General features: G+C 51.3%; 18 protein-coding genes and 1 tRNA gene. 7 read left to right on the top strand and 12 right to left on the bottom strand.

The features are described from left to right. Window positions 1-48: 48 nt before the first annotated feature. From FDW97_RS14835 to FDW97_RS14870, 8 genes are all read right to left on the bottom strand, one after another. Entirely contained in the window at window positions 49-909 is an 861-nt protein-coding gene (locus tag FDW97_RS14835; protein WP_137351247.1) for a ketose-bisphosphate aldolase, read from the bottom strand. 80 nt (window positions 910-989) lie between these two features. Next, window positions 990-1,841 (bottom strand): class II fructose-bisphosphate aldolase, encoded by an 852-nt coding sequence (locus FDW97_RS14840; protein WP_085049116.1) that lies wholly within the window; start codon window positions 1,839-1,841, stop codon window positions 990-992. Window positions 1,842-1,852: 11 nt separating this feature from the next. After that, on the bottom strand, window positions 1,853-2,944 hold the full coding sequence (locus FDW97_RS14845; RefSeq protein WP_042311543.1) for a PTS fructose transporter subunit IIC: 1,092 nt from the start codon (window positions 2,942-2,944) through the stop codon (window positions 1,853-1,855). 26 nt (window positions 2,945-2,970) lie between these two features. Continuing rightward, complete coding sequence (locus tag FDW97_RS14850) at window positions 2,971-3,291, bottom strand: PTS fructose transporter subunit IIB (RefSeq protein ID WP_069323693.1); 321 nt, start codon at window positions 3,289-3,291, stop codon at window positions 2,971-2,973. A gap of 19 nt (window positions 3,292-3,310) precedes the next feature. Further along, on the bottom strand, window positions 3,311-3,781 hold the full coding sequence (locus FDW97_RS14855) for a PTS sugar transporter subunit IIA (RefSeq protein WP_003024008.1): 471 nt from the start codon (window positions 3,779-3,781) through the stop codon (window positions 3,311-3,313). 26 nt (window positions 3,782-3,807) lie between these two features. Then, window positions 3,808-5,361 carry a transcription antiterminator gene (locus FDW97_RS14860; RefSeq protein WP_069323692.1) on the bottom strand — a complete coding sequence of 518 codons (1,554 nt, stop codon included), beginning with the start codon at window positions 5,359-5,361 and terminating at the stop codon, window positions 3,808-3,810. Window positions 5,362-5,682: 321 nt separating this feature from the next. Next, a complete protein-coding gene (gene yicI / locus FDW97_RS14865) occupies window positions 5,683-8,001 on the bottom strand; it encodes an alpha-xylosidase (protein ID WP_137351248.1) in 2,319 nt (772 codons plus the stop codon). 10 nt (window positions 8,002-8,011) lie between these two features. After that, window positions 8,012-9,394, bottom strand: coding sequence for a glycoside-pentoside-hexuronide family transporter (locus FDW97_RS14870; protein ID WP_038635456.1), 1,383 nt, complete (start codon window positions 9,392-9,394; stop codon window positions 8,012-8,014). 290 nt (window positions 9,395-9,684) lie between these two features. Here FDW97_RS14870 and FDW97_RS14875 point away from each other — a divergent pair. Both FDW97_RS14875 and FDW97_RS14880 read left to right on the top strand, forming a co-directional pair. Beyond that, window positions 9,685-9,779: transfer RNA gene (locus FDW97_RS14875), tRNA-Sec, on the top strand. A gap of 71 nt (window positions 9,780-9,850) precedes the next feature. Then, window positions 9,851-10,426 carry a DUF6680 family protein gene (locus tag FDW97_RS14880; protein WP_121529726.1) on the top strand — a complete coding sequence of 192 codons (576 nt, stop codon included), beginning with the start codon at window positions 9,851-9,853 and terminating at the stop codon, window positions 10,424-10,426. Between the two features lie 7 nt (window positions 10,427-10,433). On the opposite strand, the gene FDW97_RS14885 is transcribed toward FDW97_RS14880, so the two are convergent. Next, entirely contained in the window at window positions 10,434-10,625 is a 192-nt protein-coding gene (locus tag FDW97_RS14885) for a toxin-antitoxin system HicB family antitoxin (protein WP_121529727.1), read from the bottom strand. A gap of 136 nt (window positions 10,626-10,761) precedes the next feature. Here FDW97_RS14885 and FDW97_RS14890 point away from each other — a divergent pair, with 136 nt between their 5' ends. Continuing rightward, window positions 10,762-11,052: a SymE family type I addiction module toxin gene (locus FDW97_RS14890; RefSeq protein WP_128611279.1), complete on the top strand. Its 291-nt coding sequence runs from the start codon at window positions 10,762-10,764 to the stop codon at window positions 11,050-11,052. Window positions 11,053-11,268: 216 nt separating this feature from the next. Here FDW97_RS14890 and misL read toward each other — a convergent pair whose 3' ends face one another. Together misL and FDW97_RS14900 are read right to left on the bottom strand one after the other, a co-directional pair. Beyond that, the gene (gene misL, locus FDW97_RS14895; protein ID WP_137351249.1) at window positions 11,269-14,073 is read right to left on the bottom strand and encodes an intestinal colonization autotransporter adhesin MisL; all 2,805 of its coding nucleotides are present in this window, start codon (window positions 14,071-14,073) and stop codon (window positions 11,269-11,271) included. Window positions 14,074-14,147: 74 nt separating this feature from the next. Next, the gene (locus tag FDW97_RS14900; RefSeq protein ID WP_038635555.1) at window positions 14,148-14,765 is read right to left on the bottom strand and encodes a helix-turn-helix transcriptional regulator; all 618 of its coding nucleotides are present in this window, start codon (window positions 14,763-14,765) and stop codon (window positions 14,148-14,150) included. 577 nt (window positions 14,766-15,342) lie between these two features. Between FDW97_RS14900 and FDW97_RS14905 the strand changes: the two genes are divergently transcribed. The 3 genes from FDW97_RS14905 (at window position 15,343) to FDW97_RS14915 (ending at window position 18,415) form a co-directional block, all read left to right on the top strand. Continuing rightward, entirely contained in the window at window positions 15,343-16,116 is a 774-nt protein-coding gene (locus FDW97_RS14905) for a transcriptional regulator (protein WP_085049165.1), read from the top strand. Further along, window positions 16,113-16,577: a hypothetical protein gene (locus tag FDW97_RS14910; protein ID WP_038635561.1), complete on the top strand. Its 465-nt coding sequence runs from the start codon at window positions 16,113-16,115 to the stop codon at window positions 16,575-16,577. Before FDW97_RS14905 ends, FDW97_RS14910 begins: the two co-directional genes overlap by 4 nt. 341 nt (window positions 16,578-16,918) lie before the next feature. Then, on the top strand, window positions 16,919-18,415 hold the full coding sequence (locus FDW97_RS14915; protein ID WP_038642944.1) for a C69 family dipeptidase: 1,497 nt from the start codon (window positions 16,919-16,921) through the stop codon (window positions 18,413-18,415). A gap of 36 nt (window positions 18,416-18,451) precedes the next feature. Here the strand turns inward: FDW97_RS14915 and FDW97_RS14920 are convergent, their stop codons facing one another. Further along, window positions 18,452-19,354, bottom strand: coding sequence for a LysR family transcriptional regulator (locus FDW97_RS14920; RefSeq protein ID WP_137351250.1), 903 nt, complete (start codon window positions 19,352-19,354; stop codon window positions 18,452-18,454). A gap of 104 nt (window positions 19,355-19,458) precedes the next feature. On the opposite strand from FDW97_RS14920, the gene FDW97_RS14925 reads away from it, so the two are divergent. Next, window positions 19,459-20,466 carry a zinc-binding alcohol dehydrogenase family protein gene (locus FDW97_RS14925; protein ID WP_137351251.1) on the top strand — a complete coding sequence of 336 codons (1,008 nt, stop codon included), beginning with the start codon at window positions 19,459-19,461 and terminating at the stop codon, window positions 20,464-20,466.

Below are 20,466 nucleotides of genomic sequence, written 5' to 3' on the forward strand. Positions count from 1 at the left end.
GCACTTTTCCTTGTTGCGAAAGAGGCGGGTCACCCCGCCTGCATGCCGTTAGTAAAGTGACGCTTTGCCGGTTGAGCCAAACAGTTTCATTTTGTGGCGAATCACGTCCCGCGCGGCGCTGATGGCTTCCGGGTAGATGACGTTCGGGTCCCACCAGGTCTCTTTTGCCAGGATTTCGCGGACTTTCTGGAAGTAGGCGTATTTCATATCGCTGGAAATGTTGATTTTGCCCACGCCGAGCGTAACGGATTCAGCGATTTCCACATCCGGGTTCGCGGAACCACCGTGCAGCACCAGCGGAATGTCCACCCGCCCGGCGATATCGCGCAGGATGTTCATTTGCAGCTCTGGCTGCATCCCTTTCGGGTAGATCCCGTGCGCGGTACCAATCGCCACTGCCAGCGTATCGGCCCCGGTACGGGCGATAAAATCCTGCGCCTGGGCGGGATCGGTGTAAGTAACCTTCGACACACCGCCTTCCACGGACGTTCCGGTCTGACCAATCGTACCCAGCTCGCCTTCAACCGAAACGCCTACCGCATGCGCCAGCTTGACCACTTCACGGGTCAACTCCACGTTCTCTTCATACGGCAGCAGCGAGCCATCAATCATCACCGAGGTAAATCCACACTGAATTGCCCGCAGGACATGCTCTACCGAAGCACCGTGATCCAGATGCAAAGTAAAGGGGACCGGGCTACGCAGGGTGATATCTCGCACATAGCTAAAGAACGCATCGCCGAGGAAATCATGTTCGCTGGGGTGAATGGAGATAATCGCTGGGGTGTTGGTCGCTTCCGCTTCTTCCACCACCGCACGCACAAAGCAGCTATCTGCTACGTTGAATGCGCCGATGGCAAAACCGTGCTGACGGGTCGGTTGCAGTAATTCTTTCATCGAAACTAACATGTTAATTCTCCAGTTTCAGGGTGTAGAAAGCCCTGCCAGTGCGTCATCGCAGAGGCATAAAAGGCGTTACAGAAAATGAATCAGGCCTGGTCGATAGCGCCGCTGGCCTGTAGATACGGAATAATGGCTTCCTCGCAGGCCTGCTCCATCAGGGCCAGGGCATCAACAAGTTCGCAGGATGTGTCGCGACACAAGGTGTGCAATAGCGCGGCCTTTCCCGCTTCGAAGACCGCCGCGCCAACATTAATCTTGGCGACGCCAAACGTCGGGCAACGCTGTAGCTGGTCAAACGGCGTCCCGCTACCGCCATGCAGCGCCAGCGGCACCGTTGATAAACGGGCAATTTCCTCCAGCCGTTGAAAATCAATGGCTGGCGTTACGCCCGGCGCGTACATACCGTGCGCCGTACCGACCGACACCGCCAGTAAATCAATCCCGGTCTGTTGGATAAATGGCTCCACGTCAGCGGCCTGAGTCATCAAATCAGCGTTAGCGGCATGGTCATAGCGCGGGGCGTCGGCCAGGTGGCCCAGCTCGCCTTCCACGCACAGAGAAACGCTGGCTGCGAGCTCGACCACCGCCCGGGTCTGGCGAATGTTTTCTTCCAGCGCAAAGGCGGAGGCGTCGATCATTAACCCGCTGAATCCGGCGCGAAAAGCCTGGCGAATGCGTACAGGATCCTTTCCATGATCTAACGCCAGCGCGATCGGTACCGAAGCTTCCTCTGCCAGCGCTTTGACCACCGCCGCCGCTATCGGTGCCGGAAAATGGTCCAGATGCCCCTGATACAGATTCAGAATAATGGGCGCACGGTGTTTCTCTGCCACCCGCACCGCCGCACGGGCGCTTTCCAGGTTCATACAGTTGATAGCCAGCAGCGCATACTGCCCGCGCCAGGCTTTCGTCACCATGCTTTTCATATCGGCAAACATACGGCCTCCGGTTATTCCAGGGTGAAGGTGATCTCTTCGTCTTTCAGCTTTTGATCGCTGAGCTCATCAAACTCTTCGTCACGCTCGGTCACCGGTTTCTTCCACAGCGATAGCATGACGCCGCAAATCACCGTCCCGATCCCCAGCGCCAGGCAAAACAGCAGCGGATGCGTAAAGAGTGGAACCACAAACATGCCGCCGTGCGGTACCGGGCTTTCGACGCCCCATACCATAATCAGGCCACCCGCTATCGCCGAGGCCACCACGCAGGAGCCCACCACGCGCAGCAGATCACGCGCCGCAATCGGAATAACCCCTTCGGTTATCATGCAGATCCCCATCGGGAATGCCGCTTTCAGCGCCTCACGTTCCGCACGGGTGTACTTGTGGCGCGTGAGCAGGAAGGAGAGCGTAATGCCGAACGGAGGGATTATCGAACCGACAAACTTCACCGCTTCGGGGCCATACACGCCGCTGACCAGCATGCCGTCAGCGAACAGCGACATGGTTTTATTCACCGGACCGCCGAAGTCGAATGTCGCCATTGCGCCGAGAATGGCGCCCATCAGGAAGCGTGACCCGCCTTGCATGGACTCCAGCAGATGAATTAGCGCGTCCTGCAGCCAGGCTATCGGCTTGCCAATCAGCGTCATCATCAGCAACCCGCCGATGACGGTGCTCAATACGGGCAGCACCATGATGGGCATCAGACCCTGCATCGACTGCGGTAAACGGATATAGCGTTTGAGCAGCAGGACGGTATAGCCAACCAGAAAGCCGCCCAGCATCCCGCCAATAAAACCGGTATGAATTTCGCCGCAGACAAAGCCGACAATCAGACCCGGCGCAAATCCGGGGCGATCGGCAATGGAGTACGCAATCGCCGCGCTAATCAGCGGCACGATTAACCCCATCCCCCAGCCGCCAATCTGATTGAGCATCCAGGGGATAGTTCCTGTTTTTTCACCCACGTTAGTACCGCCAAGTATTTGTCCGAGGGCAATACAGATCCCGGCGGCTACAATTAACGGGATCATCCACGAGATCCCCGTTAATAAATGTTTTTTTATTTCCTGAGATAGCGGAATTTTATTTTCACTCATGTGAAACCCCTCCAGAATGAGGATCGCTACTGGTTATTATTAGCTAATGATTTTTCGACCTTTTCAAGGAACTGAATGGGCGATTTTATGACGATTTCGGTTTTTACTCGCACAATACGTTTATTTGAGAAGCGTTCCTCCCCTTTTATTTTGACATCGACGGCAAGAATCACGACATCCGCAGCAGAAATATCATCTGCCAGCAGTTCGTTTTCCGTACCGATGGTGCCCTGGGTTTCAACTTTTATATTATGCCCAAGCGCTTTAGCACCTTTAATTAATTTTTCACGGGCAATATAGGTGTGCGCAATACCCGCCGTACAGGCGGCAACACAAACAATATTCATAACATGCTCCACATTTTATTTAGCAGACGTTGGATTCAGCATATTGGCTAAACAACTCAATAATTTTCTGTGGACTACTTTCAACTAAGAGTTGTTCAATAATGTCGTCATCCGCTAGCGCGCCGGCAACCTGCGAGAGCAGACGAATATGGGTAGTGTTTTGATCTTCAAGACGTACGGCAAACAGAATGATGCAGCGCACATTGCTGCCGTCCAGGGTTTCCCAGGGAATATCCTGACGGGTACGACCAATCGCCAGGGTGGTATTAACCACCGCCGAGGATTTCCCGTGGGGGATCGCAATATGATTTTCGAAGCCGGTCGAGCCTTCGGATTCACGCTGCCAGACATCCTGAATAAACGTTTCCCGGCAGCTAATTGCCCCATCCTTTTGCAGAATATCAGTAAGTTCCTCAATAGCCTCCGTTTTGTTCGTAGCCTTCATATCCAAAATAACGCGATTTGTATTGAGAATTTTCGTGATGTCCATCAATCATACCTCATGGAGTTCAGACATTAATTTTCAACGACCAGCGATGTCGCCCGATGTAATTTTTCCGTAATAACCGTTTCCGTTACCCGCTTAATATCCGCATCATTGAAAAAGGCGGTGACATAGACGACCGGCATGGCAATGGCGGGTAAATTAATGGTCGATACCACCAGCTCAATATCGTCCGTCAGTACGGAGGGCAAACTGCCAGCTGACACCACGCCGACAATTGTCCAGTCCGGAAAGGCGCGCAGAATGCGGCTCTTGAGTAAATGCGAAGTGCCAATCCCGGTTGAGCAGACTAACAACACCCGCTTACGCGCTATCTGGCGCTCCATTGCGGCCTGAAAATGGACGGTTAAGTATCCCACCTCATCTTCCGAAACGGCCCGCTCGCCCCAACCGCAAAATACCCGATTCACCGCACATTGGGTCAGACGCCAGACGTCCTGCAACTCGCCTTTGATATCCTCCAGTAGCGGATTACGAATGCGGATCTGATAGTTCAGGCGGTTAATCAGCGGCTTAATATGGATCAGCAACCCGTCATACAGCGCAGTATCCTGGCTGAGATCGCTGTCGACCATCTCGGCGAAGATGGCAATCAGTCGATGGGTAATCAAGCGCGCTTCGTCGCTGGAGTGCATATGACCAATCACGCTCACATCATTATGTTCCTCAATCACCACGCCGGACGAGATAATGTATTGATAGATAAACCAGACCTCGTCTTCCGGCAGCGGGTGAGCGATACGTTTTTCGATATGCTGAATCATACGACTGGCAATAGAAAAAATATTCTCGTCGCATGAGGTGATGTTTTCATCTTTTCTCGGCAGCGCATTTCCGCGTGTGATGCGGTACATCATGATCAAAATATGGGTGAAGATATTGACGTAATAAGGCTCCCCCAATGACCAACACAGGTCGTTCTCCATTTCCTGCAGCAGCGTCTGGACAAATAAAACGTCTTCCTCGCCGAAGTAATGCACCAACGCTTTATAGCTGCCGGGATCAAGGCGCGAATACACCATGCTGCCGGGTTCATTATGGTTAATCACACCGTTAATCAGCGATGCCATCGCCTGGCGCACGCTGCTCTCACTACCTTCAATGTGCGTGCCGCTTTGACTGCGGATAAGCGATAACCCCAATGGCGTTATCCAGGATTCAATCACTTTCAGATCGTTAACAATCGATGCGCTACTAATAAAATAACGCTCAGATAATTTACTGATCGACGTTTCATGCGGCGTTTCGCTTAATAATTGCGATGCTATCTTAACGCGCCGCGAATTACTCATCATACCGTCAGTATCATCACCCTCGTTCCCTAATAACTGGTCCAGATACAAAAGGTCTGTAATATTATCGGCACTTAATATTACGCCTGCGCCAGTACGTTTATCGATGGCTATTTTCCATTCCGCTAACCATGGTTCCAGTAACCGCAGATCGCGCTGCACGGTTTTCTCTGAAACCGATAAATATTCGGCAATTTTCAGCAGCGTGACATATTCCTTCCGGGACAGGAGGAATTTTAATAATCTGTTTTGTCGCGAGGTAATCATTTGCATTATTTACCCTTATCACACACCAGATTAAATATCTAAAGAAGCGTTTATGCTCCACGTGTAATCCGTGATGATAAATATAAGAGGACTACGATGCGCCAACAATACTAAATCGTGTCCTGTATTCCGGACAGAAATAAGACAAAACGGGGAAATAGTGAGATATTTACGGCGCAGATCACATTTTTTACGGGAATTAGAGTGATAGCGCTCGCAAATATGGGTAGGTAAAATTTTAAGTCAGAATATTTTTGATTTTCAGATCTGGAACGCTGCTCGCAGCGTGGGCCGGATAAAACACATCCGGCACCACGTAGACTGAATTTACAGGGTAATCGTCAGAGTATCACTTTCAGGCGTTACCACTACGCCCTGCTCACTGCCGGCATATGAACCGCCCTTCACGCCGCTAATTTGCGGGATATTACGCAGGCACAACGTCCAGTTACGCGCTTCACCGCGACCTTGTACGGTGATGGTTTTACCCGTACGTATCGCCTTCAGCGTGAAGATAACCGACCCGTCAGCAGCCGGGACCTCACAGACCGCTTCCCTATCCTCTTGCAAATGGAACAACTGGAATGCGGTCCCTTCATGCCAGGCATAGTCCGGCTTCTGGTTATTACTGCCCAGCGCCAGCAGGGTGTTGTCGCGCACGTACACTGGCAGACTGAGGAAGTCATGCTGCTGTTTGTACCAGCGGCAGCCCTGGACTTCGTCGTTGTGCCACAGATGCGTCCAGCGGCCTTCCGGCAGATAAAACTGCACGTTACCGGCTTCGGAGAAGACTGGCGCCACCATTACCGAATCACCCAGCATATACTGGCGATCGAGATAGTCGCATGCAGGATCGTCCGGGAACTCCAGCATCATGGCGCGCAGCATCGGCGTGCCGTGTTCGTTCGCCAGCGCGGCCTGACGATACAAATACGGCATCAGGCGGCACTTCATTTCGGTGAAATAACGCACCACATCGCAGGACTCTTCATCGTACGCCCATGGCACGCGGTAGGATTTGCTGCCGTGCAGGCGGCTATGGCTGGAGAGCAGCCCGAATGCACACCAGCGCTTGTAGACGTCCGCCGGGGCGGTGTTTTCGAAGCCGCCAATGTCGTGGCTCCAGAAGCCAAAACCGGAGAGACCAATGGATAAGCCGCCGCGCAAGCTTTCGGCCATGGATTCATAGTTGGCGTAGCAGTCCCCGCCCCAGTGCACCGGAAACTGCTGCGCGCCCACGGAGGCGGAACGGGCGAACAGCACCGCCTCTTCTTCTCCGACGGTCTCTTTCAGCACGTTCCACACCAGTTCGTTGTAGATGTAGGCATAATGGTTGTGCATTTTCTGCGGGTCTGAGCCATCAAACCACTGCACATCCGTTGGAATGCGTTCGCCGAAATCAGTTTTGAAGCAGTCCACGCCCATCTCCACCAGACCTTTCAGCTTGTTGGCATACCATTCGCAGGCTTGCGGGTTGGTGAAGTCATAAATTGCCAGCCCCGGCTGCCATTTATCCCACTGCCACAGGGAACCGTCCGGGCGTTTGAGCAGATAACCTTTCTCTTTCAGCTCCTTGAAAACAGATGATTTCTGACCGATGTACGGATTGATCCATACGCAGACTTTCAGCCCTTTCGCTTTCAGGCGCTCAATCATGCCTTTCGGGTCCGGGAAGGTCACCGGGTCCCACTCGAAGTCACACCACTGGAAAGCCTTCATCCAGAAGCAGTCGAAGTGGAAAACGTGCAGCGGTAGATTGCGCTCGGACATGCCGTCGATAAAGCTGTTCACCGTCGCTTCGTCATAGTTGGTGGTAAACGAGGTGGTCAGCCACAGGCCGAACGACCAGGCGGGCGGTAGTGCTGGACGACCGGTAAAGCGGGTATAGCGATCCAGCACCGCTTTCGGCGTCGGGCCGTCGATGACGAAATATTCCAGATACTCGCTTTCGACGCTGAACTGCACTTTCGATACTTTCTCAGAGCCAATTTCAAACGATACGCACTGCGGATGGTTCACCAGCACGCCGTAGCCACGGTTGGTGATATAGAACGGGATGTTCTTGTAAGACTGCTCGGTACTGGTGCCGCCATCGCGGTTCCAGGTCTCTACCGTCTGCCCATTACGCACCAGCGCGGTAAAGCGCTCGCCCAACCCGTACACCGTTTCACCGACGCCCAGATCCAGGCGCTCGAACATGTAATTGCGTCCGCTGTTGGCGTCCTGTACATAGCCGTTGTTTTTCAACTGGCTGCCGGTAATGCGTTCACCGTTACGCAGGAAATCCAGCGACCAGAACTCGCCTTTGGTGACGCGAACGCTCAAATTACCGCTCTTCAGCTCAGCGAACTCAGCGGTGTTCTGCATCTCAACGTTTACATCCTGCTGCACGTTCAGCGGGTAATGCGGACCGGTATCCAACGCGCCCTGGAAGTGTTCCATCCGGACACCCACCACGCCTTCCTGCGGCGAAAAAAGGCGCAGCGTGAACAACGGGGTATCGAGTTGCCAGGTCCGTTCACGTACGTCACGCGGCGCAACGTAGACCAGCATCTCATTACCTTGCTGTTCAACCTCGAACACCTGGACAGGGTTAATCACATTCAGGCCGGGCTGAATCAGCCAGTTTCCGTCGCTAATTTTCATAATCGGTTCCTTAGTTCTGTAATTCTTTCGTCGTAAAATCTTGCTGATTACGGTGCGCACCCTGCGCCAGCTGACGCATAATTTCAGTCAGATACGGTGTTTTCAGGGTGTAGAAGCGTTTGGCAATCACGGCACTCAGCAGGTAGCAAATAGCCGGAATAAGGGTGAACAATGCAATGATGATGGTGATGGTGGCGCTGTTTTGCGTTTTCGCCGCGGCATCGTAGCCACCGCCTGCCAGCATCCAGCCGATCAGCGCCCCGCCAAGCGCCAGACCCAGCTTGAGCACGAACAACGTTCCCGCAAAACTGATGCCCGTCAGACGTTTGCCGTTACACCACTCGCCGTAATCAACGGTGTCGGACATCATTACCCACTGGATTGGCGTTACGAGCTGATGCAGGACGCCAATCACGAAGATAAAGACGAACATGGTGATGTTGGCGTGCATCGGCACGAAGAACATCGCCACGCTGATGACGGCCAGCAGGGCATTCGTCCACCAGAAGACGCTGACTTTGCATTTCCAGTCAGTCAGCGGTTTTGCCAGCGCAGAGCCAATCAGATTGCCGACGCAATAGGTGGTAAGGAAAGCGACAAATACTTCCGGTGTGCCCAAAATCCAGGTGACGTAATACATCATCGCACCGCCGCGAATGCAGACCGCCATAATGTTGAGGATGGTGAGCAAGCCGACAATGCGCCACTGGTCGTTCTGCCAGATATCACGCAGGTCTTCACGCATTGAATTGTTGGTTGGCGGCGCTTCAACACGTTCTTTGGTGGTGAAAAAGCAGAATGCGAGCATCAGGAACGCCACAACCGAGAGCACTGCGATTCCCCCCTGGAAGCCCAGAGCCTTGTTTTCGCCGCCAATCAGCTTTACCAGCGGCATCATCAGGACGGTGGAGAGCATGCCGCCCGCCGTTGCCAGCACAAAGCGCCACGATTGCAGGGAGATGCGCTGCGTCGGGTCATTGGTGATCACGCCGCCCAGCGCGCAATAAGGGATATTGACCACGGTATAAAGCAGGGTTAGCAGCGTGTAGGTGATGACGGCATAAATCATTTTGCCGTGCAGGCTGAAGTCCGGCGTGCTGTAGGCAAGCACACAAACCAGACCAAACGGCAGCGCGCCAAACAGCACCCACGGACGAAATTTCCCCCAGCGTGAACGGGTACGGTCAGCAAGCAGCCCCATGCAGGGGTCTGAGATGGCATCCAACGCACGGGCCAGTAAGAACATGGTGCCGACAAAGCCGGCTGGGATACCAAAGATATCGGTATAAAAGAACATCATATATAACATGACATTATCGAAGATGATGTGGCTGGCGGCATCGCCCATGCCGTAGCCAATCTTCTCCTTAACAGACAGAATCTCACTTTTCATTACGCATCCTTGTTTGCACTTTCACACGCACTGGTACCGGTTACAGTTCTTGTAAACCATCCCTGTGAGCGCGGGTATTGCGATATCTCGTTATCAAATTACGATTCTTGTTTTCTGTGATCAGGGTAGCGTCTAAAAATGTGTCCAAGTGTAAGTAATGGATTTTGCGAGGATTTATTTGAAACGGGTCATGGTATGGAGAAACGGAAGTTAAAAAAGTGAGTGAGGGGGTGTGGAAACCCCAGGAAGTAGCTATAATGCGCCCCGCCTCCATGTAGCAATCGAGGCGCGGAAGATCGTCATCTCCGGTGAGGTGGCTGGACTTCAAATCCAGTTGGGGACGCCAGCGTTCCCGGGCAGGTTCGACTCCTGTGATCTTCCGCCAAAATTCTCATATCATCCTCAAAGATTTTATTTCGTTTCAATTGTCATAACCTTCAGAATTAAGGAAAAGACATGAGTTGGGCACTAGCTATCGCTACTATTTTTGCTACGCTTTTAAGTCCTTTGCTCGCAGTCAGAGTACAAAAACTTATCGAAAAACATTCAGAAAAGAGAAACATAAAAGTTAATATATTTACCGAACTAATGGCAACAAGATCGACCGCAGCTCGCCTTTCTAATGAGCACGTTAGAGCACTGAATATGATCGACTTAGCATTCTATGGTGATATAAAAGGAAGTATAAGCAAAAGGACAAAATCCGAAAAAAAAGTCCTTGATGCCTGGAAAGAATATTTCACTCATTTATGCACACACTGTCCAGAAAGTGAGAGTGGTAACACGATGTGGAATCAGACTAGCGATAGATTATTTGTGAATTTACTTTCTGCTATGGCTGAAGATATAGGCTACGATTTTGATCGAGTTCATTTGCAGAATGCTATTTATATACCAGTTGCTCACGGACAAATGAATTTAGAAAATCAAAAAATTCGCAAAGGCCTAGCTTCAATTTTCTCTGGTGAAACAGCATTAAAAATGGATGTAGTTTCTTTTCCCGAATCTTCTGACACTCAAAATTCTCAATAGAACTAACCTACATTTCTGGCTCAATACCTAATTTACGTAATTCCTTTCTCCCCAAGGTTTTGAGCCAATTCCCCAAACTCATCCCCTCAGCTTTTGCAGCAGCCTCGAACTGCGCCTTTAACTCAGGCGTGATACGAATCTGAAAAGTTGGTGCTTTTCCAGATTTAGACTGATTTGGATCACGTTTAGCCGTTGACATGTACGTACCTACAAGCGCAAGATATCACCAATCAGGTACGTACCTTTTTCTCTGCCGACCTGACTTATAAACGCCCTCGCCCGGTATTCGCAGTACCCGACGAGAGCTAACCTCACCAACTATCAAGGAGTTGATTATGGCTGATTCGCATTCTACCCCAGACACCGACCAATCCGGAACCGAGCGTTCGCTAATTGTGGGATATCGCCCGAATGTTTTCGACAAATCCACGCCAAAAATTATTCTTTCCGGCAAGTGGCTACGCGACGCGGGGTTTGATACTGGCCAACAGATTACCGTAAAAGTGATGAATGGCTGTATCGTCCTGATGGTCTATGGCGAGCAGGAACAACGGTTGCAGGATGAACTGAAAGAGGCCAGTCAGAAGCTGAACAGAATCGAGAGCACACTGGCGACTCTCCAGTGAAATACGGCTGAACCTGCAAGCGGTACTTACAGGTTCACTTGGTGCCGGATGGCGCTTGCGCTTATCCGGCCTACGGGCTGCATGCAACAAGTGACAACATTGCGGCTTTTTATTGCAGTTGTTCGGTTTTACCGAACAACTGCAATAACCATCATATTTCATACGTAATAAAGCCGCCGATCGGTTAATCAGCGGCTTTTCCATTACTCACTTACATCAGAAATTATATTTTACGCCGAGCATACCGCGGGTATCGCTGTAGCCTTTGTCGCCAACCTGTTGGGCCACGTTGCTCCATACGTTGAGGCGCGGAGTGATTTGACCTTCAACACCCACTTTCAGCTCGCCGATGTTCTTCGTGCCGCGCATGTCGTTTCTCACATCGTCCATCTTCACGCTGGCAGTCTGCGTGTTATGGATCCAGTTGGCTTCGACAAACGGCTGGAACTCGCGAGATTTACCGTCATCGATGGCGTTATGGCCGTTGATAAAGGCTTTCACGCCCAGACGAGTCATCAGGTTGCCATCGGTGTCATCCTTCACGCGGGTCCCGTTCGCTTCGCGATGGCTGTCGGCCTGCACGTCCATCCACACCACCTGCGCTTTCGGTTGCAGCCAGTAGCTATTGCGCTCGCTTTCGCCCAGTTTAAAGCTGTAACCGGCTTCGACCGAGGCGGTGATACCGCTGGATTTATATTTCTCTGTCGCCTGCTCCTGACCCATCACTTTGTTATCAAACCAGTTGTACAGCGCCCAGGTATCTACGTAGGTGCCGGTCTTGTCTGCGTCATTGGCATACCAGGTGCCGTACAGCCCCACGCTGTAACCGGTGACCTGACCACGAGAGTGGTAGCCGGTCAGGCTGGACTGCGTGCGGTTCTGGCTGTTGGCATAACCTGCCATCGCGCCAATATGCCAGCGGTCGAGGCCATCGCTACTCCATTGCGCCAGATCGCCGCCTAACTGTAAGACGTAGCTGTTGCTTTGGGTTTTCAACTGCCCGCTACCGTCTTTGAAGCGGGTATGCGCGCCAACGTTACGCATCCACAGGCTGGTCACTTTTTTCTCGCCCGTCAGCATGTCGACGTACTGCGTTTCACCCAGACGATCGTGCAGTCGGGTCATGAACAGTGTGTTAGCGGCATAGTTGTTCGCCAGATAACTGCCGGCTTCCGGACGATACTGTTGCTCCGTGACCGGCGGAACATGAGGCTCTTCCGGCTCAGGAATAACCGGGTCCACAGGATCGATCGGGTCCGGGTCGACCGGATCAGGGATAATCGGATCAACCGGGTCCGGGTCTACGGGATCAGGGTCAACAGGGTCCACCGGATCGGGCGGAGCAGGAATGAAGCTGGTCAGATACCAGTTGCTGCCCTTCTGCACTACGTTATAGTCGTACGCCCCGGCGACAATACGGCTCGCTTTCTCAAATGTGCCGTCAGAGTTGCCAGCAACCTCGATTATCTCAATGCCTTCAACGGTCTGCGCCCCAGTACCGCCAATGTTGTTCACCGCCACAAAGGCATTACCCGTCGTGTTGCCGAGCACTGTCAACTTATTGGTTTCGGAGGCATCGTCATTCAGAACGGTATTGAAAACCAGTTTGCCGCCATTCCCGGTAAAATCTTCATTGATAGTTAGCGTCTGCCACGGTTCGCCGTCAGCATGGCCAAAGTTAACCACTGCCCCACTGTTCAGCGTCAGGTCGGTCAGCGTTGAGCTGTTGGTCATATTCCAGGTCGCATCGCTCATTTGCAGCGAGATGACCCCCGTCCCGGCGGTCGCGCTGGTGATATAAGACGCCCCGCTCCATAGCGAGTTGTCGGTCATGTTGAGCTTAATCGTACTGTTTTGCTGGGGCAGGCTGCTGGTCGCGTTTGTCCCTCCGGCAGCATGAAGATCGCCGTCGATAAGGAAGCGTCCACCGGCGGATCCGTCTACGGTGCCGCCCGTTTCGGTGCTGATGGCATAGCTTTCAGTACTGTGGTCGCCCACCATAGTAATCGCGGCGCCGCCGGCCAGGTTTATCGCCCCGCGTGAAATCGCAAACAGGCCGCGTGGCGCTTTGCTGTATGAAGCCGCTTTTCCAGAACTGTTCACGCTAATGGTCGCGTTATCGCCCAGGTTCACGGTCGCGTTGGTGGAATAGACCGCATGCGCGCTCGCGCCGTTAACCGTAATAGTGGCGTTATTACCCAGTTCCGTTTTAGAAGATGTGGCAGCATAAATGCCCGTTGAGGAGGCGCCAGACGTCTCGATGGTAGCGTCATTGCCAAGCAGGATTGAGGAACCGCTCTGCCCGGAGCGAAGACCTTCAGAGCCGTCGCCGGTCGTCACAATATGCGCACGATCGCCAACGACAATCGTATTTTTGGCAAGCGTCGCATCTCGCATGGCATTGGCGGTGACACCACGCCCCTGGTTACCCGTCGTTTTGATGTACAGATCATCACCGACGTAGATATTAGCCGAGCCTATCCAGCCCTGGCCTATTGCGTTATAACCGGCGTTAATACCGTCACCATCCTGACCGTCTACATAAATACTGGTGCGATCCCCGGTGATGATAAAGACCGGGTTATCCGGCGTATTGGCCCCATGCGTGCGGATACCGTCAACATCTTTACCATTATTGGCGGCATTCTTTGACTGGGTGCGGATCGTCAGGTCGTCACCAAAAATAACGCCCGGACTACCCGTCGCGCTGTTCTGAATAACAGTAACAGAGTGCTCAAAAGCTTCAGCACCGGGTCCATTTAACGTTAATCCATTACCATAAACAGGAATGGTGCCCGCACTCCACTGATAAACATAATTTGGCATGGCGCTGGTTTTAGCGAAATTGGCATTGGCCTGCGCAGGGATTATTGCCTGCAATTCCGGGGGCAGACTGCTAACCAGACCGCTGGAAGGAAGACTATCAACATCAACCCAGGCTGCATGGGCTGAAAATACCATAGACGTTAATGCGGCTGAAACCGCGATGGCAATACGAGAGTAAGATTTGGGATTTGGCATATTAGCCTCCTGCTATCAGGCGTAGAGCGTCCACCACATCGCAAGGATGTGAAATAATAAAAATCAGAAATGCGTTATAAAATATTCGATAGTATTTGATGAATACTATGGCCCAACTTATCTTCAAGCCGGAGCTTATAGACGTATATTTTCTTAATATCAATATTATCTATTTGGGTAATTTGCTGAATACTTTTTCCTGAGACAAATCGCTTCAGTAATATCATTTCTGTATAGTTGAGTGTGCGCCCACGTTTACTGTTAGCGAGATGACCCGTAAATAATCGTCTCATCTTCTGATGCTGTACGTCATCATCATCATCAGAATATATAATGCCTTGTATTTTATTGCTTTTCGACAGCCAGTAATTGGCTAACGGCGCCAGGTTCCGGTCCGCAATCAAAACAATATGCATACCGCTATACGCCAGACGGTCAACCCATTTCGGGTCAGCGAACAGGCGCAGGTTGGGGAAGGAGAAATCCACAAAAATAAACCCGCGGGATAAATGGTTTTGATTATTAAGCAAAAGTTTTTCAATAACGCCTCGTTGTAGAAAACCGTTTCCCTCAGGCCAGATCGCAAAAGCGGCACGGTGACAGTAGCTGGCGCGTACCGCAGTATCCGGAAATAATTGACAGGATAATTCACAGCTTATGCAACGAATACTCTGTGATGGGGATCTGTTCATAAAAAATGACTCCTGTTATTTTTCCATAAATATTTCATCGGTAAATAAATGTGTCAATCCGACACGTATGACATTCCTTGTCAGTTAATAACAGCAACCCTAAAAAAATGTAATAAACTCTTGATGCGCTAATATGTACGTACGGTAAGCAATGCCATACCGCTAAGTTTTTTTGTGTTTTATCTCAGAATAACAATCTGGGCATTAGGAATTTTATGCATAAATTAAAACCCTAGGATAAATCTTAAAAAAGCACTATTTGCTAAAAAATAACCGCTGTAAAGGTTACTCGTTAATTACACAATTCAGATAACTCAATCACCCTTGTTGCTCTGTGGATAAATATAATGATAACCCAGATAAAACTGTAATGAATTCTCATTATTTAACATTAGCTAATTCCCACCTAAGAAATTAAGTTAATAACATATTGTATTTGAAGGATTTTTACCCCCTAAGTGAAATTCTTATCTTAGATCATGTACAAAGATAGAGGCGTCTTATCGATTTGGATGTAAAATTTAAGGGGTGTGCAAGGACACGCTGTGATACGTTTTGGTTACTGAGGGCTGGGCAATTGTATCTTATCAATCAGTTGGTCGAATTTAATCCTGATAGCAAAAGTCTGGTCAATCGTCAGACCGGGCGCACAATACAACTCCAGCTCCCAGCTTCGCTCTGTTTTCTCTATTTAATTACTCACGCAAGTGACATTGTTTCCCAGAACACGTTGATGATAGTGGGTTGGGGAGAGAGAAATAATGTCACCAGCACCAACACGTTCTACCAGGCAATTCTGACGTTACGTAATGCGCTGGCGGAAGTGGGACTACCGCGTGATACGGTGAAAACTATTTCCCGGCGAGGGCTGAGATTGAATGAAAACACTCAGGTAGAAGTGATAACGGACCCTCAGAGTGACGTTTCCCAGTCACCGGTTATTGAGGAGCGCGCGCCTGCAAAGGTAATTCTTACCGCACCACAACAAACGACGCAGATCTCCTGGTGGAACATTTTATTTAGCGTTAGTGTTGTTATTGCCACTCTGGTTATCTGGCTGGTGTGGTATCAGACTCGCCCGGTTATGCCATTTAGTAAGTTTGTCTCTGTTTCCATGCAGATCCCTTCGCGGCAAAACTGCAAAATTTATTACTCTCCGAATGAGTACGACCAGCATGGCTATTTCAGTCTGATGCAACTTCATCCTTTTCTCTGTGAAAACAACAAACACGTGTTTCTATCCGGCTACCTCAAAGCAGAAAGGATGGTGGCATTTGTATGCGATAAAGATGCGCGGATTGATGCCCACGCATTTTGTACTACCCATTATTACTGGATGCGCGGGCAATGAAAAAAACACGCCACATAATCTTGCTCACTATTGGCCTGGCTACCTTGCTCGGTTCAGGCAGTTGGCTATGGTATTCGCGCTATGCCGAAAAGCCGCTGAATTGCGTTGGGAACGTTGAATGGAATATTGGCAGCAACCGCTTTGCCGGTACGGTTTCATTTCGGATGTACAACCAGGAAGGTTTATCAACAATTACCGGTAAACTGTATGGGCGTAATACCTCAGACATCAGCAGGAACATCTATTTCAGCTACACCCAACAGCGTGATGCGCGGGTGTTACAGGCCATGCAAGTCGTCAAAACCTTCGCCGACACGGCCGATGAAGCGGATATCAACAATACGTTGCCCGGGTTTTATCGGCAGACCGGACGCAGCCTGAGCCTGGTCATGGAGGAGTATAAGGGCGCATGGATTTTCGCCAGTTCCAATGTTCCCTCGCTGTATTGCCGCAAAAGGTAACGTCATATCCGGAAACAAAAAGCACGGTGCTGCCACAGGATTCACTTTTGTCATCATTAACTTACGCGACACAGGTCACTGAATCCACTAATAAGCCATTCTATTCTTCACCGCGAATCAGGAAACATCCTGAATATCAGGATATTCGTTGCGTAATAATTAAGCGAAATGGACGTTTTATTTTGTCCAGAAGACTTCAACCTACGCATGAATATTTGGAGAAGACGTGGGCAGGGGCGTTTATCTCTCTCGCGAGACATGTCTGAGCATTCAGACGTTATCGCATTTCAGGAAACGGTATGTTTCCGGTGTATTTTTGGCGTACATATGAGGGATACGTAATGTTTACTTTTAAAAAGTGCCTGATTGCACTTTCAATAAATTTGGCGGTTGTTTCATCAGGTTTTGCTTGTACGACCCTGCTGGTCGGCAATGAAGCATCCGCGGACGGCTCCATGTTGGTCGCCCGTAGCGCAGACAGCGATGCCCTGAAAGCACAGCATTTTGTCATTCATCCGGCAAAACAGAATCAGACCGGGGTATACAGCACCAAAGCACATAATGGCGCGAATGATTTTACCTGGCCACTGCCGAAAAACTCTCTGCGTTATACCACCGTCCCAAACTGGAAAACTCAACTGCACGGCGCGACCGGATTTAACGAACTGGGCGTCGGTGTGAGTGGAACAGAATCTATTTTTGCTTCACCAAAAGCGCTGGCCGCCGACCCGTACGTTGAGGATAAAGGGATCACTGAAGACGATATCCCGGATATTCTGCTGTCGCAGAGCAAAACCGCACGTGACGCCGTTGCGCTGCTGGGACATATTGTTGAAACCGTCGGTGCGGGCGAAGGCTTTGGCGTTGCCGTCGTCGACGATAACGAGATCTGGTACCTGGAAACCGGCAGCGGCCACCAGTGGATGGCGCAGCGCCTGCCTAATAACCAATATTTCGCCACCGGTAATCAGGGCCGCCTACAGGATTACGATCCTAAAAACCCGGATATGATGGCGTCAAAAAATCTGATTCAGTTCGCAACGGAAAAAGGTCTGTACGAACCGGCGAAAGATGGCAAATTCAACTTCTCTAAAGCCTATACCCGTGATGACGAGCGTGACCGTACGTATAACGATCCTCGCGTATGGGCCATCCAGAAAACGTTCAATCCTTCCGCAAATCAGGATATGGCCAAAGGACGTGAATTCCCGGTCTTCATGAAGCCAGAGAAGAAAATGACGCTGGACGATGTAAAAGCCGTGCTGCGTAGCCACTATGAAGGCACCAGTCATGACCCGTACACCAACGGCCTGAACGGTAAAGAGCCGTGGCGTCCGGTCAGCGTCTTCCGCACCTATGAAGCGCACGTTATGCAGGTACGTCCGTGGTTGCCAAAAGAGATCGGTGAAACAACCTACATTGGTCTGGGTATGGCCGATCTCACCGCCTTTGTTCCGTACTACAGCGGCCTGAAAGCATATCCGGCCAACTATACAATGGGTACAGATAAGGCTGACGATCAATCCATCTACTGGAAATATCGTAAATTGCAGACGCTGACGATGACCGATTATCCGAAGCTCGCGCCAATCGTCAAAAAGGCCTACAAAGCGTGGGAAGATAAAGTGGCGAAGGAGCAAAAAGAGGTCGAAGCAGAATATCTGAAGATGGCGAAAACCAATAAACCTGCCGCAGATAAAATGCTGAATGACTTCAACCTGCGCATAATGGCTGATGCAGAGAAGTTAACGGAAGATCTCACTAATCAGTTGTTTACCATCCGCACCAAAGACATTCAGTCTGATATTTTCTTTGCTAACGCAGCGAAAAAAGACTAAGTCACACCGCAGTAATGTACTGGCGCAAAGCGTATCTTAGCTCTGCGCCAGCATTTCACATCGCGCCTTCACGGCGTCATGCAGCAAGCGTACCGCCGTTGAAAGCTGCTTACGATGCGGGCAAATCATATTCAGCGGGACTTTCTCTCCCTGATAATCCGTCATCAGCAGCTGCAATCGCCCTTCGCGTACATCCTCGCTAACATCCAGCCACGACTTGTAGGCAATCCCCTCACCCGCAATCGCCAGCCGTCGGATCACTTCGGCATCATCGCTCATAATCGTGCCGTTGACCTGCACACTGCTGACCTCGCCGTCGTGCGTAAAAGTCCAGCGGTCGTGCAGGCGTCCACGTAAGACAAAGGTCATGGCGTTCAGTTGCGCTAAATCTTCCGGGGTTTTCGGCGCACCGTTTTGTAAAATCCAATCCGGTGACGCCACCAGCACGCGTCGGTTACCCGGCGCAACGGGCAGCGCAATATATGACGCATCTTCGGTATTGCCATAACGAAATGCGACGTCGACAGGATCTTTAAAGACATCCGTCACCTGATCGGAGAAAAAGATCCGCAAACGCAGCGCAGGATAGCGGCGTCGAAAAGATTGAAAGACCGGCAGCAGCAAATTCCGCCCAAGATCGGAAGGAACAGCGATTTGCAGCGTGCCAGAAACTTCATCTTCCGGGGTCTGAATTTTTTGCAGCCCGGCATGCATCACGTCCAGCATCTGGCGGGCATAGGGCAACCAAATCTCGCCTTCCGGCGTCAGGCGCAGGCTGCGCGTGGAGCGAGCGAACAGGCGGATAGTCAACGTAGACTCCAGGCGCTTGATAGCAGAACTGACCTGAGCAGGCTGGACGCCGGCTTCGCGTGCCGCATCGCTAAAACTATTCAGCGCCGCGGCGCGGACAAACAACGTGAGATCTTCAAGCCGGAACATTTTCACTCCCCGAGTATAAGTCCTGTCGCCGTAGGGCTATTTTTCCCGTTCTGCTGCCGGTTTACCATCGAATTATTCAACTGATTCCTGTGACCGGAGAGAATATGAAAGCCATCGCCATTACCCGCGCCGCGACCGACGGCAATAACATTGAATTTTTACAAGAGATTGAGCTGCCCATGCCGGTCGCCAGCGGACATGACCTGCTGGTTGAAGTAAAGGCCATTTCCGTCAACCCCGTTGATACCAAGGTCCGCGAAGGTTTTAACGCTGATGTGCCGCGCGTACTGGGCTGGGACGCCGTTGGTGTGGTGAAGTCCGTGGGCGAAGCCGTTACTTTGTTCTCGCCTGGCGATGAAGTCTGGTACGCCGGGGCCCTGGGACGTGCGGGCAGTAACAGCGAATTTCAGTTAGTTGATGAACGAATCACCGCGCTGAAGCCGCGATCGCTGGATAACGCCTCTGCGGCAGCGCTACCGCTGACCGCAATCACCGCCTGGGAAATGCTGTTCGACCGCCTGGGCATTGAGGAAAACGGCAACGAAGGCGATGTGTTACTGATTGTCGGCGCGGCTGGCGGCGTGGGTTCTATTCTGACGCAACTGGCCAGTAAGCTGACCAAAATGACCGTCATTGGTACCGCATCACGTGCGGAAAGCCAGAAATGGGTACGTGAAGCGGGCGCTCATCATGTGATTGACCACAGCAAGCCGTTGACGGAAGAGCTGGCACGGATAGGTATTAAAGAGGTGACGCACGTTGCCAGCCTGAATAATACCGAACAGCACTACTCGCAAATTATTGCTGCCCTGGCTCCACAGGGGAAACTGGCGCTGATTGACGATCCGCAAACCCTTGATGCGCGTCCGCTGAAAGCCAAAAGCATTTCGCTGCACTGGGAGTTTATGTTTACCCGTTCGATGTTTACCACCCACGACATCATTGCCCAGCATCAGCTATTGACCCGCGTGGCCCAGTTGATCGACGACCACACCATCCATACCACGCTGGGTGAACATTTTGGCGCGATCACGGCGGCGAATCTGCAAAAAGCGCATGCGCAAATTGAAACGGGTCGCTCGGTCGGCAAGATTGTGCTGGAGGCGTTTTAA

The sequence above is a fragment of the Citrobacter sp. wls708 genome, from assembly GCF_005281255.1.
Taxonomy (GTDB): Bacteria; Pseudomonadota; Gammaproteobacteria; order Enterobacterales; family Enterobacteriaceae; genus Citrobacter; species Citrobacter werkmanii.